The following is a 15,026-nucleotide window of genomic DNA, read 5'->3' as shown; positions in this document are numbered from 1 at the left end:
GGTAGCATTATCAATATTCGTTTTTTACTTTATCGTCAGCCTGTTTTTCCCACGTTCCAGCCAAAATGCCGCCTGTTTCTGCTGATCGAGGTCAAATCGCAGCCAATAGGCAAAATACGGGGCAGCGTCGATGCCCGCCTCGCGTGTAAAAGCCGCGATGACGTCCTCCCCGCTCGCCTGTGAAAACCGGTGCTCCGCCACATACTCCTTCAGCGCATGATTCACCCGCGAGCCGCCCCACTGCTCCCGCAAATTCCACAGCATCATCGCCCCCCGGGAATAGACCAGATCAGCGTAGCTGTCCCAGTTGGGAAAGCCGTTGACCGGCTGCCACACCGTAAGACCCTGGGAACGGTATTGCACGGACTGATCGCTCCGCTGCTTGCGGTATGCGATGTAGGAGCCTGCCTCTCGCGGCTCCCGCTCTTTCAGATAGGACATCGCCGCATAGTCGGTCAAGCTTTCATCGACCCATGCCTCCTGCACCTCATCGTTCCCGACCAAGCCGTAAAACCATTGATGGGCCGTCTCATGCGCGATGACAGCGGCCGCATTCGGCAGCGGATCACGATAATACTCGCCCTGGATAAACACGATTCCCGGGTATTCCATGCCCCCGAAAAAACCGCCCGTCTTTACGACATCAAACTCGGGATACGGATAGGTCCCGAATTGCTCGCTGTAGTAACGAAAAGATTCGACAGCAGTCTGGTGCAGCTTTTTCACCAGCTCCTCGTTGTCGCCTACCTCATGCCACGTCGTGACCCGCGTATTCCCGACCGGAGTCACGAGCGGTTCATACATGTCGCTCATCACCACCATGGCGAAATCCCGCATGCGCGGCGCCTGAATCTGATAGGTGATCGATTTCGCCGGCCGCGTCTGGGTGATGATCGCGCTGGAATCATCTCCGCTCGTCGCGACCCGATAGCCGACAGGCAGCTTTACGCTGACTTGATAATCGGCTGCATTGCTGTAGAACGGGTCCCCCATCGGATAGTAAGGATCAAGATGCCAGCCGCGCTGATCGTGCACAGCCAGAATCGGCAGCCAATTTCCCAGCCAGATCGCATCGTCGTTATAGGAGAACCGCCCGTTATTAAAAGGGACTTTTTCGCTGAACTGAAGCGCCAGCTCGATCGGCTGCCCCAGCTTGAGCTTTTGCGACCCAAGCGATACTGCCAAAACCGTGGCGTCTTTTTTATCATACGAAGAAGAGACAGGCTTGCCGTTTACAAGCACCTTCTGGACCGTTATGCTGCCCGGTTTCATTTCTTTCCCGAGCATATACGACCAATTGGGATCTGCGAGGCTCCTGATGTCGGAAAACGCGTTGGGATACAGGTGAAAATAGACGTTTTCACGATCGTCCGGGACAAAGCGGACCTTCAGCGTTCCCGTGATCAGCTGCCGGTCCGGCTGGATGTCGACATCGGCCTGATAGCTGATGCCCGCAGACGTTTCTGCTGCCCGCGAGCTTTTGACGGCTCTGCTCTCGCTCGTCATGTGCAAATTGGTAACCGAAAAAAGAAACAACACCGCCATCATTGCTTTCACTGCCGCCGCCACCGTGCCTCGTTTCATCCGCCGTCTCTCCCTTTGCCTAGATTCGCTGTCCAGACTTGTCCGTTGTTACAATATACTCCCCGTTATTGACTCATTTGACTAATCCAGCAAAAGAAAAAATCAGCGGGATGCGCCTGCCTATCCCTACAGTAAAAAAAACTGCCCTCCGTTACCAGAGGGCAGTTGTTATCTACTATTCGCGCAGCCAGATGAAGTATACCAGGAACACAAAGAACAGCACGTACATGATCGGATGAACTTCTTTTGCTTGTCCTTTGAAAACTTTGGTGATCGGATAAACGATGAAGCCAGCTGCGATACCGGATGCGATGCTGAACGTGAGCGGCATCATGATGATGGTGAGGAACGCAGGCAATGCCTCTTCCATTTGATCCCAGGCGATTTTGGTCATGTGGGAAACCATCAGCACGCCGACGATGATCAGCGCAGGAGCGGTTACCGCAGACGTGACCACACTCAGCACAGGCGAGAAGAACAGGGACAACAGGAAGCAAATCCCGATGACAATCGCGGTGAAGCCGCTTCGTCCGCCCGCTGCGACACCTGCTGTGGACTCGACATAGCTGGTAGTCGTCGACGTCCCGAGGATCGCGCCCGCCATACCGGCGATCGCATCGGACGCCAACGCTTTCCCTGCGCGCGGCAGCTTGCCGTCTTTGAGCAAGCCCGCCTGGCTCGCAACGCCGAGCAACGTACCGGTCGCATCGAAGAAATCGACAAACAGGAACGTAAAGATAACGATCAGCATATGACCGCTGAACATCACAGACGGATCACTCAAAAACTGGAACGCTGCGCCAAATGTAGGAGCAATGCTCGGCGGAGCCGATACGATGCTTGTCGGCACATTGACCAATCCACAGATCATGCCGACAACGGCCGTAACCACCATCCCGATAAAGATCGCCGCATTGAACTTGCGCGCCATCAAGATCGCCGTGACCACCAGACCGAATATAGCCAAAAGCGCCTGTTTCGCTGCCAAAATCTCTTCCGGCTTCATGCCTTCATGCCAGCTGAGATGGCTGAGCGAAACGATGGTTGCCGGATTGGAGACGATGATCCCGGCGTTTTTCAATCCGAGGAATGCGACGAACAAGCCAATCCCTGCGGATGTTGCATATTTCAAACCAGATGGAATCGAATTTATGATGGCTTCACGAACACCGGTTAACGTCAAGATCAGGAAAATCGTACAAGAAACGAAAACACCAGCCAATGCTTGCTGCCAAGGCACGCCCATGGTCAAAACAGCGGTATACGTGAAAAAGGCATTCAAGCCCATACCTGGCGCCTGGCCGATCGGGAGACGACCGACAAAAGCCATGACCAGCGTACCGATCGCGGCTGCCAAAGCGGTTGCAGTAAAGACGGATTCAAAAGGTGGATAATGACTTTTTACATCTGCCGGCAAATCTGCGCCGCTCAAAATAAACGGATTGACTGCGAGCACATACGCCATAGCCAAGAAAGTGGTGATACCGGCGATAATCTCGCGGCGGTAATTTGTGCCCAGTTTCTCAAATTCAAAGAAATTACGCACGATAAGGCCTCCCTAGAGTTGTTTGAACCAAAAAGAAGAAAAAAAGCCGAGCGCACGTGAATGCCTCGACTTCCGAAGGAACGCTGGCGAAAACGTGGCTGCGCCAACGCACTGGCACAGCTGCCGTTCTCCTCATACGGAAGTGAAAACCGTACCCGCATGAGAATATCATAACGTTCCGTTCGTAGTCAGATCATTTCTGGTGACCTAGTAGAGACTCCTGAGCCATATTCCCAGGAATATACGAACTTTCCCCTTTTGTTTCCGATAGGGAAAAGTTTATCAACCAAAAGAGAATCTGTCAACGAAAAACCGAACGTTAATAATATTTACCTTTTCAATTATACGTACTGCTATTCCCACTCGATGGTTGCAGGCGGTTTGGAGGTAACATCATACACGATGCGGTTTACATTTTCCACTTCGTTAACAATTCTTGTCGATATTTTCTCCAAAACATCCCACGGTATGCGCGCCCAGTCAGCAGTCATGCCATCGATGGAGGTTACGGCACGGATGCCCACTGTGTAGGAGTACGTGCGAACATCACCCATTACGCCGACGCTCTTCATGTCCGGCAAAGCGGTGAAATACTGCCAAATCTCGCGGTCCAATCCGGCTTTCGCGATTTCCTCACGCAAAATCGCATCGGATTCACGAACAATTTTCAGCTTTTCTTCCGTAACTTCGCCCAAAACCCGAATACCCAAGCCTGGACCCGGGAATGGCTGACGCCAAACGATTTCGTCCGGGAGGCCAAGCTCTGTCCCCAGCTTGCGCACCTCGTCTTTGAACAGTGCTTTCAACGGTTCGATCAGCGTGAAGCTCATATCCTCTGGCAAACCGCCCACGTTATGGTGCGATTTGATCGTTTGCGCCGTTGCGGTTCCGCTCTCCACGATATCGGTATACAGCGTGCCTTGTGCGAGGAAATCCATATCTTTCAGCTTTTTCGCTTCTTCATCAAATACATAGATAAATTCGTTACCGATGATTTTGCGCTTTTGCTCCGGATCGGTTACGCCAGCCAGCTTGTCCAGGAAACGTTTGCGCGCATCGATCTTGATCACTTTCATCTCGAATTTGCCGACGAATGTTTCCATGACGCTTTCCGCTTCGCCTTTGCGCAGCAAGCCATGGTCAACGAACATGCAAGTCAATTGATCCCCGATCGCACGGTGGATCAGCGCTGCGACAACCGAAGAATCCACGCCGCCGCTCAGCGCGCACAGCACTTGCTTGTCGCCGACTGTTTCGCGAATATGCGCGATCTCTTCATCGATGAAGTTGGTCATGCTCCAATCGCCTTTGCAGCCGCAAATGCGGAACAGGAAGTTGGAGATGAATTCGTTCCCTTTGACGGAGTGGCGTACTTCCGGATGGAATTGCACGCCGTACATTTTGCGCTCAGGGTTGCTGATTGCAGCCACCGGGCAAGAATCGCTCACCGCGTCGATCCGGAAGCCTTCCGGCAATTCGATTACCTTGTCGCTATGGCTCATCCACACGATTTCATTGTCCGTCCAATCATGGTACAGCTCATGGCGCTGTTCAAGGCGAACTTCCGCTTTTCCGTATTCGCGTTTACCCGCACGCTCTACTTTCCCTTTCAGCAAATGGCTCATCAACTGCATGCCATAGCAGATCCCCAATACCGGAACACCCAGGTCAAAAATCGCCGGATCTACCTTTGGCGCGCCTTCTTCGTATACACTTGCCGGTCCGCCGGAGAAAATAATCCCCTTCGGCTGCAGTTCCTTCAGTTTTTCTACAGGTGTGTTGAACGGCAACAGCTCGCTGTAAACACCCAAATCACGCACACGGCGTGCAATCAACTGATTGTACTGCCCGCCGAAATCCAACACGACTACCATTTCCATCGCCTTGTCCACGAAAATCCTCCTCATCACAAATCAATACTCATAGGATGTGCAAAAAACAGGCAAAACCATTATTCCGCACAAAGCCTTATCCAAAACGGCCATGCCTGATTGGTTGGCCGTAATCGGCCGCTCTTTCCCACGATGCGTTCACGGCTTTCACCCTTGCAGCATGTAAGAAAAAAACCGGGACTCCTCCGTCTATCATACCGGAGGCAGAGTCCCAGTTCTCATACGCAATCCAATACGTATCCCGAATGTAAAGTCCTCTCCTCGTAGTCGTCCAATTTACGGTCAGACGGTAGAAACGTTCAGGCCCTATCCCTGATTTTTTACGAGAATTGCTCTATCGTAGGACATTCTAGCAGACTGCGTCAAAATGTTCAAGGCTTCAATTGATTCGTCAACCGTTCCATGATTTTGTCCCCGGTTTCTTTCGCTTTGCCTTCAAGCTCCTTGAAGCCGTACAAAATTCGCTCAAACAACTGTGTCACGTACAGCAAATCCTGGCGCCGGTCGCCGGAAACTTCCAAACGCTTCACATATTCGCGCAGCGTTTCGCCCTGCTGGCGGCGAGTGAAAATGCGCTCGTACAGCCGGATCAGCGCATTGTACTTGTCAGGAAAGCGCTGTGTTGCAGAACTCGTCATCCGGCGGTGCAGCCACCAGATATAGAGCGCGTCTCGTTTTTTCCAAAATACAAAGCCTGCGATGGCGAGGATAACCCCGATGCCCAGCAGTAAGCCCCACGAGAAGCCGCTGCTCTTTTTCGCGCCGCCCGTTTGCGCATCCCGCTCATCCAGGCGATCCGGATTGAGGTCGCGCGGCTTTTGCGGCGTGATGCCCGGAACGATCGGCTGTGCAGCCGGCTGATTCGCCAGATCGTACTGAACGCGCAGCGGCGAGATGAAGGAACTGGTCGCCTCGAACGGAATCCAGCCGTAATCCGGAAAATACACCTCAACCCACGAGTGTGCATCTTTATTGTGGATTTCCATGACTTTCTGGTCTCCGCGTGTCTGGGTCTCCGTTCCCGGCGCGAATCCTTTCACCCATCGTGTCGGGATTCCCACCGTACGCAGCATGACGGCCATCGATGACGAGAAATGGTCGCAGTAGCCGCGCTTCGTCACAAACAGGAACTGGTCGACGAAATCTTGCCCCTGCTGCAAAACCGGAACATCCGTCGTTTCATACGAATACTCCCCGCCCGTGCGCAAAAAGTTTTCAACCGCCCGCACCTTCTCATATGGCGTTTTTGCGTTGGCTGTCACCTTTTCCGCCAGATCCTTGACGCGCTGCGGCAATTCTTTCGGCAGCTGCAAATATTTCTCCTTGATCGCAGCAGGATAATTCGAGCCGGAAGCAAGGATCTTCTTCTCGCTAATAATCGGCACTTCAGCGGTCAAATCGTAGTGGTTCATCTTCATCAAAATCGTATTGGGGACGATCTTTGGATCGCCCACCCCCGGAGGTTGCCCTTCTTTTTGCGTCACCACATTGATTTGGCCGGCCCGTACCTCAACCTGCTCATTATCTTTGTCATAGACGAAAGTCGCATTGGCAGGCTTGTAGTTTTTCACGCCTGTCAGCTGACCGGGGTAAAAAATCGTGGGATAGCGCGTCTCCGGGCTAAATTGCAGCGATGCTTCCACCTTTTTCGTTTCAAACCCTTTAAACAGCTGATCTTTCCACGCATGCGTAGCCGGGTTCAAAATATCTTCATAGGAGCGCTCGCCTTTTTGCCAGCCTACACCTGAATAGACATCTTTGGAATCGGCGCGCCAATACGTTTTTTCATTCGTTGTGGCAGTAAACACCAGGCCGTTGTCCTGAACGAACGGTCCCCCCAGCAATTCGTCGCTGTTATCGAATCCGACCCGTTTGACATAGCCTGTTCCGACCTCGCTGCCGTTTCCGGTGAAATACGCGATTGGATCGGGCCACTCCGGGTCATGCTTTGGCCCGGCGTAGGCCACTCCCACCGCGAGCGCGATGATCATGACCGGCGCGATCAGCGTTTTCCAAAACCGCAGCGATTTTCCTTTGGCAGGCGCCAACTGCTGCATCGAGGAAAAATGGGTTACAGCCAACAGCAAAAATCCCGCGATGAGCGCCCGGATAATCGCCCCGTCCGCTTCATACGGCAAAAATGTATCCAGCGTCGCCAAATACGTTTCCGTCATGATCACGAACCAAAGCGCCTGTCTCTGCTCAATCACCAAATAGCTCAAAAGCGACACAATGGCCGCAATCATCAAATAAAACAGCAAGTTGCGCGTAACAAGCGACATCTCCGTCCAATGCTGCAGCATGGCCAACGGAATGTCCCGCTGCAAGCGGACAAAAATTTCAAGCAGCCAATCTTTTGAGAAAAGCGGCGTCTGGATATAGTTGAAATGCAACAAATACAAGGCCCCCGCCAGCTTGAGAAACGCTCCGAGCCATCTGGACCGAAGCATAAGATCCAAAAGCAGCACGCCTCCAATCAAATCATAGAAGGCAAGCAGATCACCCGTATCTGTCAGCCGCAAAAGCGGCAGCAGCCACTCGCGAATCAGGAAAAACAAAAAGGCTGCCCCTAACAAATCCAACCATTTAAACGGCCGCAGCAGTCGACCATGCATGTCATGCACCTCCTATCCGTTGCAAGTCATCGTATTCAGCCAGATGAATGGCACGACATGTGACTTTACCCGCGTGTAAAAATTGCAGCATCGCTTTTTCAGCCGGTGTAATGGTGCTGTTTTCCCGCAGCCAGAACAGCTGCACATTGCGCCCTGAAGCTGCGAGTTGAATCAGCCGGGTCATCAGCGGCTTTTCCAGGCCAGCGGTCACGATCGCCAATGTCACCCCTTGGGCAAACTCCAGCGCATGCTTCCCGACGACCTGGCTGAAGCTCTCGTTTCCTTCCGGCATCACGCGTGCCAGTTGGTCAAAAATCCGGAAAAAATGCGACTGGCTGTTTGCTGGCGGAATGGCCACACGATCGTTTTGATGACACACGAATCCGTACGGGTACATTTTTCTGCTCGTGTAGTAAACCAGGCTCGCGGTCAATTTGACCGCCGTCTCGAACAAAGCCGGCGCGCTCGATGCATAGCTCGCTTTTGACACGTCGAGAAAGAATACGATCTGATTCATCGCCTGATGCTCAAATTCCTTCGTTTTAAGCCCCAGCCCTCGCGCAGAAGCGCGCCAGTGAATCTGGCTCAGCCGATCCCCGCGCTGGTAATCGCGCACCCCGCGCACCGCCGTTACGTCGTTGGAGAGCAGATGCGACACCTGCGCATTCCCGCTCATTTTTCCATCGCCGGACGGCCAGTGGGAAATCAGCTTGCAAGTCGGGTACACCAAAAATTCGTTATGCAAGCCAAATGTCTTACGCTTTTGAAAAAAGCCGAAAAAGTCGCCGCCTGTCAGTACAGAAGACTTCAATTGATAATGGCCCCTCGGCAAGGACGGGATCACATAAGAGAAGGAAAGCTCGCGCTGAAACCAGGGAAAATGCAGCTGCCGATGCGGCTCATACAGCCCTGCAAGCTTATCGGGCAACGATTCGATCAACAGGTTCCAGCCGAGCGGAAACCAGATTTTACGCCGCAAATGAACCGTGACGACGAGATCCTCACCGTCCTGCAGACGGTCCCTGCTGATCTCCCGCGTCATCTGCAGCGTAGCGAACATTAGCACATAGGCGATGATTTCATAACCGACAAAGGTAAGGCTGCTATAGAACAAAAACCAGCTGGCAAAGCCGCCCTGAAACATCGCGAACGAATACGTGACAGCCAAGAGGCCAATGATTTTGGCCAGACCATATTTGCGTTGAACCACACTGATCACCTCTTTTCTTTTTAGGTGATGGGAACACGTGTGGATTGCAAAACAGTAGAAAGCAAGCGATCCACCGTCTCTCCTTCCAGCCGCGCCTCCGGTTTGAGAATGATGCGATGGCGGAACGTATGCGGCACCAGCTCCTTCACATCATCCGGGATGACGAAATCACGACCGCGGATGAACGCGAGCGCCTGCGCCGCCCGATACAAGGCCAGAGAACCGCGCGGACTCACGCCCAGATATACGTTTGCATGCTCGCGCGTGTTTTGCCCCAATCGCACGATATATTCCTTGATGCTTTCGCTCACTTTGATCTTCGTCGCTTCCATCTGCAAGCCGCGCAGCTCGTCGGCCGAAACCACCGCATCAATCATCTCGATCGGCTGCTCGCTCGAAAAACGCGTCAAAATCGACATCTCTTCCTGGATCGACGGGTATCCCAGACGCAGTTGCAGGAGGAAACGGTCCAATTGGGCCTCAGGCAGCGGGAATGTTCCCTCATATTCCAACGGGTTTTGCGTAGCCATCACGAAAAATGGCTGCGGCAGCTGGTACGTCACCCCATCGACAGTCACCGAATGCTCCTCCATCGCCTCGAGCATCGCGGATTGCGTCTTGGGCGACGTACGGTTAATCTCATCCGCAAGAACAACGTGCGCAAAAATCGGCCCCTGCCGGAATTCAAACTCCATCGTGCGTTGATTGAAGATGGACACACCCGTCACATCGGTCGGGAGTAAGTCGGGAGTGAACTGTATACGCTTAAAATCGCCCCCAATTGAACGAGCGATGGCACGAACCAACATCGTTTTTCCCACACCCGGCACGTCTTCCAGCAAGACATGCCCCTTTGCCAGCAAGGCAACAAGGCTAAGCTCAATGGTTTGCTTTTTTCCGATCAGCACTTTTTCAATATTTGCGATGAGTTTTTCGATTGCTTGATGCGGTTGGTCCACTTTTAGTACGTTCATGAGCAGGCCTCCAATTTCAACGGTCATAGTAACAAAATAAAGGATAAAACAAAGAATCTACAAGAAAAGAATAATAAATATTTGTAAAATTAAAACAAATAACAAACATTCTCTCTTGTATGTAAAAAAGAGCAGGAACACTACTTCTCCTACTCTCCTTCTATATGACGTCTTCAAGCTGATGTTTGTTTCGGAATGGGTCTTGCTGTGACTCCTGTTAATCTCCACCAAATCCTAAATCTGGTTTTTTTAACACTGTTACTAGATTACCACGGATTGTGGAAAAGCTCAACACATCAATAATTTCCGCGCCCGGTTCTCCTTGGCAGCATTCACCGTCATTGGCATGGTGCCGATCTGCCAGTCTACAGCCCCTTTTCCTATGATATAATAGTGAGAATGCGCTCATATGTTTCAACACTCGCCAGGATGAAAGGAGCCGAAAATGAAGTCACGCTCACGCAATCATTTTCATACGTGCCTGCTTGCACTCCTTTTATTTTGCTTGTGCTTTCTTCCAACGCATACGTTCAGCGATGAAGGGTCCGATCCAGGGGCGACATCCAACTATGTAACCTCGCATCACGGATCAGCACACCTGGCCAGCTACCGCCATCAGTCACTGAACAAGTATATCGGACACACCGTCCTTTTTTCCCGTTACATCAGCTCCCCCAAGCTAGCGGCGTTTGCATCGCCGCCCGTAATCGTCACCTTTTTGTTTTTGATTCAGATTCGCTTGCAATGGCAGAAGCTCATGCCGATCAAATATGAATCAAGGTTCGTGATCCCTCCCTCTCGTGGAACGAAAATCATTCCAGAGAGGGGACTCACTCATGACAAGATATACACAGGAAGAAATCAACATGATCCGCCGAACCGTAAAGGAGCTCAAAATCTTCTCGCTATGCATCCTGGTTGTTTTGACCGCGATGGTAGTCGCGCAGTATTTTTTAGATTAGGAGCAAGCGTTCCTTCCACTATGGGAGGAACGCTTTTTTGTATTGCTTCATTCGTGGTCACGAAACCCGTTTTTTGTTCTTCAGATGATCCATGGGATACTCATTGGCTATCACAAGCAATTGCAAAGCGAGATGAACCGTAATTTTTTGATCTTCACTTACCATTACCTTGAGCGTGCGCTTAACGTAAACCTGGCGGAAAATCATATCCGTGCATCCACTCTGGGGATCGTTGCTCTGCATGGGTATAGGTCGTCATCGTGTAAAAAGAAAGAGGGGCTGCGTTTGCAGCTCCTCTTTCGAAAGGGGCCAACCGGACACTAATCGTAGTTTAAAAATCCGGCGCCTTGTCTGCTCGAAACATTCCCCGCTGAATCTTTTGAGACGAAATAAAGCATCCATGTTCCTTGCGTGATATTCAGCTCTGTAAGCGAGACGTTTACTCTCTGATCAGCCGTTACATTAAGTTGTCCAGAGCGAACAACTCTCGGATCATTCCCAGACATAATCAGACTTTCGTTTGGGAGCCCGATAAAATCATTTTCCCGAATGAAAATATAATAAATAACCCCAGCCTCATCTGACCAAAGCTTAAAATTTGCTGATGTTGCATTGTGATCAACAACCATTCCGTTCACGTTTGGCGCAATGGTGTCATCGTGCGGTGTCACGAGATTCAATTCGCCTGTTCCTGTAGCGACAGCATTCTTATAAAAAGTAAACGTGATGTCATAGCTTGTATCCGCACTCAGTGTTTTAATCGCACCAGTCCCAAACGTTTCCCCGTAATTAAAGAACATGTACTGCCGCCCATTCACCTGGGCAATCACATAATCTGCATAGTCGCTATCCGACCACCTCCATTTGAATTGAACTTGTTCTGCACTGATCGCTGTCTGTTCGATTGTTACTGAAGGTAAGCTATTTCCAGGTCACCCTGGACCTACACCGTGCGGGCGACTTTCATCGCACACGGCGTGCCATCAGCCGTCCAATCTCAGTCCACCTCTACTACTTATTTCCCCACATCCATTATATTTGTGCGTTTTCTAAAGCATATCTCCCTTTTTGGGTATATTTTGATCACTATGAAAAAACGCTCTCTCTGTTTCCTCTATTCATCTTGTTCTTTTGCCTTACCGCTCAACTCTTTAGCTAATCTTTAGGAGCCACTATGTTTTCCTGATGATATTGAATAACCTTAAACTTCGCCGCCTACCTTTTTGCTTGCTACGACAGCATCGTCGTTCAGGTTCCGAGCGGGCAATCCAGCATATCTTTGCGGTTATGCGGAATCTGTTAGTCATGCAGTAGGTGGAGAAAAGAAAGCTATGCATCATGCGGCAGCTGAGACAAGGTACCATTGAGGCTCTCAACATTGAGCCGGTAATGTGGGCGTGTTTATAATCGGAGCAATTTTTGGGGGATTCAGACATGGTGAGTTAGTTGCATTGGATTGTCCCAAGTTCTCTTTGAAGCGGTTGCCGCTTACATGAGAAAACCTGACTACGCCAAGCTTTTTGGTCTAAGCCGCGGTTGCCCTTATACTGGATAAAAAAGCATCCCTCAGAAGAAATGGTGACGTCACCGAGATGGGCCCTAGAAATGGGGAGGCGGAGATCCACTTTCCTTTGTCTATCCGTCTCCACTATCTTCGCCAGCTACCTTACTAATTAAGCAGCGTGTTTCTCTAAAGGCCATTCAGGAGAGCTTAGAGGATAAGCAGCATCAAACTACAGCAAATATTTACGCGCACGTTTCAAAATAAGTGAACCGGAATTTGACGGAGAAATTTGATCAATTTGATCCGAGACAAAAACGGTCTTTGGAGATGGTTTCGTCCCCAACTCCATTCTGAGGGGATACCCGGATGCTTGTAAAATTCCCCGAAAAACAAAAAAAGCCTTGATTCCTCAAGGGTTTTGTAACAGTGGTGCGGATGAAGGGACTTGAACCCCCACGGTTGCCCGCCAGAACCTAAATCTGGTGCGTCTGCCATTCCGCCACATCCGCATTGCGTTTTGGTAAAAATGGTGAGCCATGAAGGACTCGAACCTTCGACCCTCTGATTAAAAGTCAGATGCTCTACCAACTGAGCTAATGGCTCGAAATGGCTGGGGTACTAGGATTCGAACCTAGGAATGACGGAGTCAAAGTCCGTTGCCTTACCGCTTGGCTATACCCCAAAAAATGGTGCCGGCGATAGGACTTGAACCCACAACCCCCTGATTACAAGTCAGGTGCTCTACCAATTGAGCTACACCGGCACATACATGATATGGTGGCTCGGGACGGAATCGAACCGCCGACACGAGGATTTTCAGTCCTCTGCTCTACCGACTGAGCTACCGAGCCAATTTTTATATTCGCCATAAATGGCGGAGCTGACGGGACTCGAACCCGCGACCTCCGGTGTGACAGACCGGCGTGAACTCCAACTTCACCACAGCTCCATATTTGATTGCACCCTACAGGTACTACAATTCTACTTGACCAAGTTGCTATTTCGAGGTCATACAAGTAGAAAATTTGGTTGCGGGGACAGGATTTGAACCTGTGACCTTCGGGTTATGAGCCCGACGAGCTACCGAGCTGCTCCACCCCGCGACGGTAAGAAAAACGATATGGTGGAGGCTGACGGGATCGAACCGCCGACCCTCTGCTTGTAAGGCAGATGCTCTCCCAGCTGAGCTAAGCCTCCGTGAAACATGGTGACCCGTAGGGGATTCGAACCCCTGTATGACAGCGTGAAAGGCTGCTGTGTTAAACCGCTTCACCAACGGGCCATGCTTGTACAATTATGGTGCGGTCGGCGAGACTCGAACTCGCACGGGTCGCCCCGCCACCCCCTCAAGATGGTGTGTCTGCCAATTCCACCACGACCGCGCATTACTATAATCGAAAAAATTGGTAGCGGCGGAGGGGGTCGAACCCCCGACCTTTCGGGTATGAACCGAACGCTCTAGCCAGCTGAGCTACACCGCCATAAAGCATAAATATGGCGGAGAGTGAGGGATTCGAACCCTCGCTACGCTTGCGCATACTAACGGTTTAGCAAACCGTCCCCTTCGGCCTCTTGGGTAACTCTCCGCATATGGCTCCTCAGGACGGACTCGAACCGCCAGCCTACCGGTTAACAGCCGGTTGCTCCACCATTGAGCTACTGAGGAATATTCAGTTGAAGGCTTGTTCCTTCAAAACTGGATACGCAAGTCATTGCTATGGATTGTTGTGGATAAGCCCTCGACCGATTAGTATTCGTCAGCTCCACGCGTTACCGCGCTTCCACACCGAACCTATCAACCTCATCGTCTATGAGGGGTCTTACCAGATTGACTCTGTGGGAAATCTCATCTCAAGGGGGGCTTCACGCTTAGATGCTTTCAGCGCTTATCCCGTCCATACATAGCTACCCAGCTGTGCTCCTGGCGGAACAACTGGTGCACCAGCGGTATGTCCACCCCGGTCCTCTCGTACTAAGGGCAGCTCCTTTCAAATTTCCTACGCCCGCGACAGATAGGGACCGAACTGTCTCACGACGTTCTGAACCCAGCTCGCGTACCGCTTTAATGGGCGAACAGCCCAACCCTTGGGACCTACTTCAGCCCCAGGATGCGATGAGCCGACATCGAGGTGCCAAACCTCCCCGTCGATGTGGACTCTTGGGGGAGATAAGCCTGTTATCCCCAGGGTAGCTTTTATCCGTTGAGCGATGGCCCTTCCATGCGGAACCACCGGATCACTAAGCCCGACTTTCGTCCCTGCTCGACTTGTAGGTCTCGCAGTCAAGCTCCCTTGTGCCTTTACACTCTACGAATGATTTCCGACCATTCTGAGGGAACCTTTGGGCGCCTCCGTTACTTTTTAGGAGGCGACCGCCCCAGTCAAACTGCCCACCTGGCATGGTCCTCGCACCCGATAAGGGTGCCGAGTTAGAAACTCCGTACATCAAGGGTGGTATCCCACCGACAGCTCCACAGAGGCTGGCGCCCCTGCTTCTCAGCTTCCCACCTATCCTGTACATGATGCACAAAGTTCCAATACCAGGCTACAGTAAAGCTCCATGGGGTCTTTCCGTCTTGTCGCGGGTAACCTGCATCTTCACAGGTATTATGATTTCACCGGGTCTCTTGCCGAGACAGCGCCCAAGTCGTTACGCCTTTCGTGCGGGTCGGAACTTACCCGACAAGGAATTTCGCTACCTTAGGACCGTTATAGTTACGGCCGCCGTTTACTGGGGCTT

8 protein-coding genes, 13 tRNA genes, 1 rRNA gene and 2 riboswitches (1 of these 24 cut by a window edge) are annotated in these 15,026 nt (G+C 51.5%); of the genes, 1 reads left to right on the top strand and 21 read right to left on the bottom strand.

Annotation, left to right across the window (positions count from 1 at the left end; genetic code table 11):
• Nucleotides 1–24: 24 nt before the first annotated feature.
• From ACTID9_RS03200 to ACTID9_RS03175, 6 genes are all read right to left on the bottom strand, one after another.
• A complete protein-coding gene (locus tag ACTID9_RS03200) occupies nt 25–1,584 on the bottom strand; it encodes a M1 family metallopeptidase (RefSeq protein WP_441069791.1) in 1,560 nt (519 codons plus the stop codon).
• Nucleotides 1,585–1,759: 175 nt separating this feature from the next.
• Nucleotides 1,760–3,130, bottom strand: a complete 1,371-nt coding sequence (locus ACTID9_RS03195) for an NCS2 family permease (RefSeq protein WP_441069790.1) — start codon at nt 3,128–3,130, stop codon at nt 1,760–1,762.
• Between the two features lie 165 nt (nt 3,131–3,295).
• Nucleotides 3,296–3,397, bottom strand: a riboswitch (purine riboswitch).
• An 86-nt stretch (nt 3,398–3,483) separates the two neighbouring features.
• Nucleotides 3,484–5,037: a glutamine-hydrolyzing GMP synthase gene (gene guaA, locus ACTID9_RS03190; protein WP_441072383.1), complete on the bottom strand. Its 1,554-nt coding sequence runs from the start codon at nt 5,035–5,037 to the stop codon at nt 3,484–3,486.
• Nucleotides 5,038–5,266: 229 nt separating this feature from the next.
• Nucleotides 5,267–5,368: riboswitch (purine riboswitch) on the bottom strand.
• Nucleotides 5,369–5,393: 25 nt separating this feature from the next.
• On the bottom strand, nt 5,394–7,637 hold the full coding sequence (locus tag ACTID9_RS03185) for a transglutaminase TgpA family protein (RefSeq protein ID WP_441069789.1): 2,244 nt from the start codon (nt 7,635–7,637) through the stop codon (nt 5,394–5,396).
• Nucleotide 7,638: 1 nt separating this feature from the next.
• Nucleotides 7,639–8,847, bottom strand: coding sequence for a DUF58 domain-containing protein (locus ACTID9_RS03180; RefSeq protein WP_441069788.1), 1,209 nt, complete (start codon nt 8,845–8,847; stop codon nt 7,639–7,641).
• A gap of 20 nt (nt 8,848–8,867) precedes the next feature.
• Nucleotides 8,868–9,821, bottom strand: coding sequence for an AAA family ATPase (locus ACTID9_RS03175; RefSeq protein ID WP_441069787.1), 954 nt, complete (start codon nt 9,819–9,821; stop codon nt 8,868–8,870).
• Between the two features lie 445 nt (nt 9,822–10,266).
• Here ACTID9_RS03175 and ACTID9_RS03170 point away from each other — a divergent pair, with 445 nt between their 5' ends.
• The gene (locus ACTID9_RS03170; RefSeq protein ID WP_441069786.1) at nt 10,267–10,926 is read left to right on the top strand and encodes a hypothetical protein; all 660 of its coding nucleotides are present in this window, start codon (nt 10,267–10,269) and stop codon (nt 10,924–10,926) included.
• 177 nt (nt 10,927–11,103) lie between these two features.
• Here ACTID9_RS03170 and ACTID9_RS03165 read toward each other — a convergent pair whose 3' ends face one another.
• From ACTID9_RS03165 to ACTID9_RS03095, 15 genes are all read right to left on the bottom strand, one after another.
• Nucleotides 11,104–11,583: a hypothetical protein gene (locus tag ACTID9_RS03165; protein WP_441069785.1), complete on the bottom strand. Its 480-nt coding sequence runs from the start codon at nt 11,581–11,583 to the stop codon at nt 11,104–11,106.
• A 1,131-nt stretch (nt 11,584–12,714) separates the two neighbouring features.
• Nucleotides 12,715–12,796: transfer RNA gene (locus tag ACTID9_RS03160), tRNA-Leu, on the bottom strand.
• An 18-nt stretch (nt 12,797–12,814) separates the two neighbouring features.
• Nucleotides 12,815–12,890: transfer RNA gene (locus tag ACTID9_RS03155), tRNA-Lys, on the bottom strand.
• 4 nt (nt 12,891–12,894) lie between these two features.
• Nucleotides 12,895–12,969 (bottom strand) — tRNA-Gln (locus tag ACTID9_RS03150).
• Between the two features lie 5 nt (nt 12,970–12,974).
• A tRNA-Thr gene (locus ACTID9_RS03145) sits at nt 12,975–13,050 on the bottom strand.
• A 12-nt stretch (nt 13,051–13,062) separates the two neighbouring features.
• A tRNA-Phe gene (locus ACTID9_RS03140) sits at nt 13,063–13,138 on the bottom strand.
• A gap of 21 nt (nt 13,139–13,159) precedes the next feature.
• Nucleotides 13,160–13,236 (bottom strand) — tRNA-Asp (locus ACTID9_RS03135).
• A 77-nt stretch (nt 13,237–13,313) separates the two neighbouring features.
• Nucleotides 13,314–13,390, bottom strand: a tRNA-Met gene (locus ACTID9_RS03130).
• An 18-nt stretch (nt 13,391–13,408) separates the two neighbouring features.
• Nucleotides 13,409–13,484: transfer RNA gene (locus tag ACTID9_RS03125), tRNA-Val, on the bottom strand.
• An 8-nt stretch (nt 13,485–13,492) separates the two neighbouring features.
• Nucleotides 13,493–13,569, bottom strand: a tRNA-Glu gene (locus ACTID9_RS03120).
• A 15-nt stretch (nt 13,570–13,584) separates the two neighbouring features.
• Nucleotides 13,585–13,669, bottom strand: a tRNA-Leu gene (locus ACTID9_RS03115).
• Between the two features lie 22 nt (nt 13,670–13,691).
• A tRNA-Met gene (locus ACTID9_RS03110) sits at nt 13,692–13,768 on the bottom strand.
• A gap of 14 nt (nt 13,769–13,782) precedes the next feature.
• A tRNA-Ser gene (locus ACTID9_RS03105) sits at nt 13,783–13,873 on the bottom strand.
• Nucleotides 13,874–13,878: 5 nt separating this feature from the next.
• Nucleotides 13,879–13,953, bottom strand: a tRNA-Asn gene (locus tag ACTID9_RS03100).
• A 61-nt stretch (nt 13,954–14,014) separates the two neighbouring features.
• A 23S ribosomal RNA gene (locus tag ACTID9_RS03095) occupies nt 14,015–15,026 on the bottom strand; it runs 1,917 nt beyond the window's last position.

Origin of the sequence: Brevibacillus fluminis (assembly GCF_052072235.1) — a bacterium.
Taxonomy (GTDB): domain Bacteria; phylum Bacillota; class Bacilli; order Brevibacillales; family Brevibacillaceae; genus Brevibacillus_D; species Brevibacillus_D fluminis_A.
Note: the sequence above shows the minus strand (reverse complement) of the source record. Positions and strands in the feature narration are given on the sequence as shown.

Coding starts and splice junctions, on each gene's coding strand:
- ACTID9_RS03200 (WP_441069791.1), bottom strand. CDS start 1,584: ATGAAACGAGGCACGGTGGCGGCGGCAGTGAAAGCAATGATGGCGGTG.
- guaA (WP_441072383.1), bottom strand. CDS start 5,037: ATGAGGAGGATTTTCGTGGACAAGGCGATGGAAATGGTAGTCGTGTTG.
- ACTID9_RS03185 (WP_441069789.1), bottom strand. CDS start 7,637: ATGCATGGTCGACTGCTGCGGCCGTTTAAATGGTTGGATTTGTTAGGG.
- ACTID9_RS03175 (WP_441069787.1), bottom strand. CDS start 9,821: ATGAACGTACTAAAAGTGGACCAACCGCATCAAGCAATCGAAAAACTC.
- ACTID9_RS03170 (WP_441069786.1), top strand. CDS start 10,267: ATGAAGTCACGCTCACGCAATCATTTTCATACGTGCCTGCTTGCACTC.
- ACTID9_RS03165 (WP_441069785.1), bottom strand. CDS start 11,583: ATGTTCTTTAATTACGGGGAAACGTTTGGGACTGGTGCGATTAAAACA.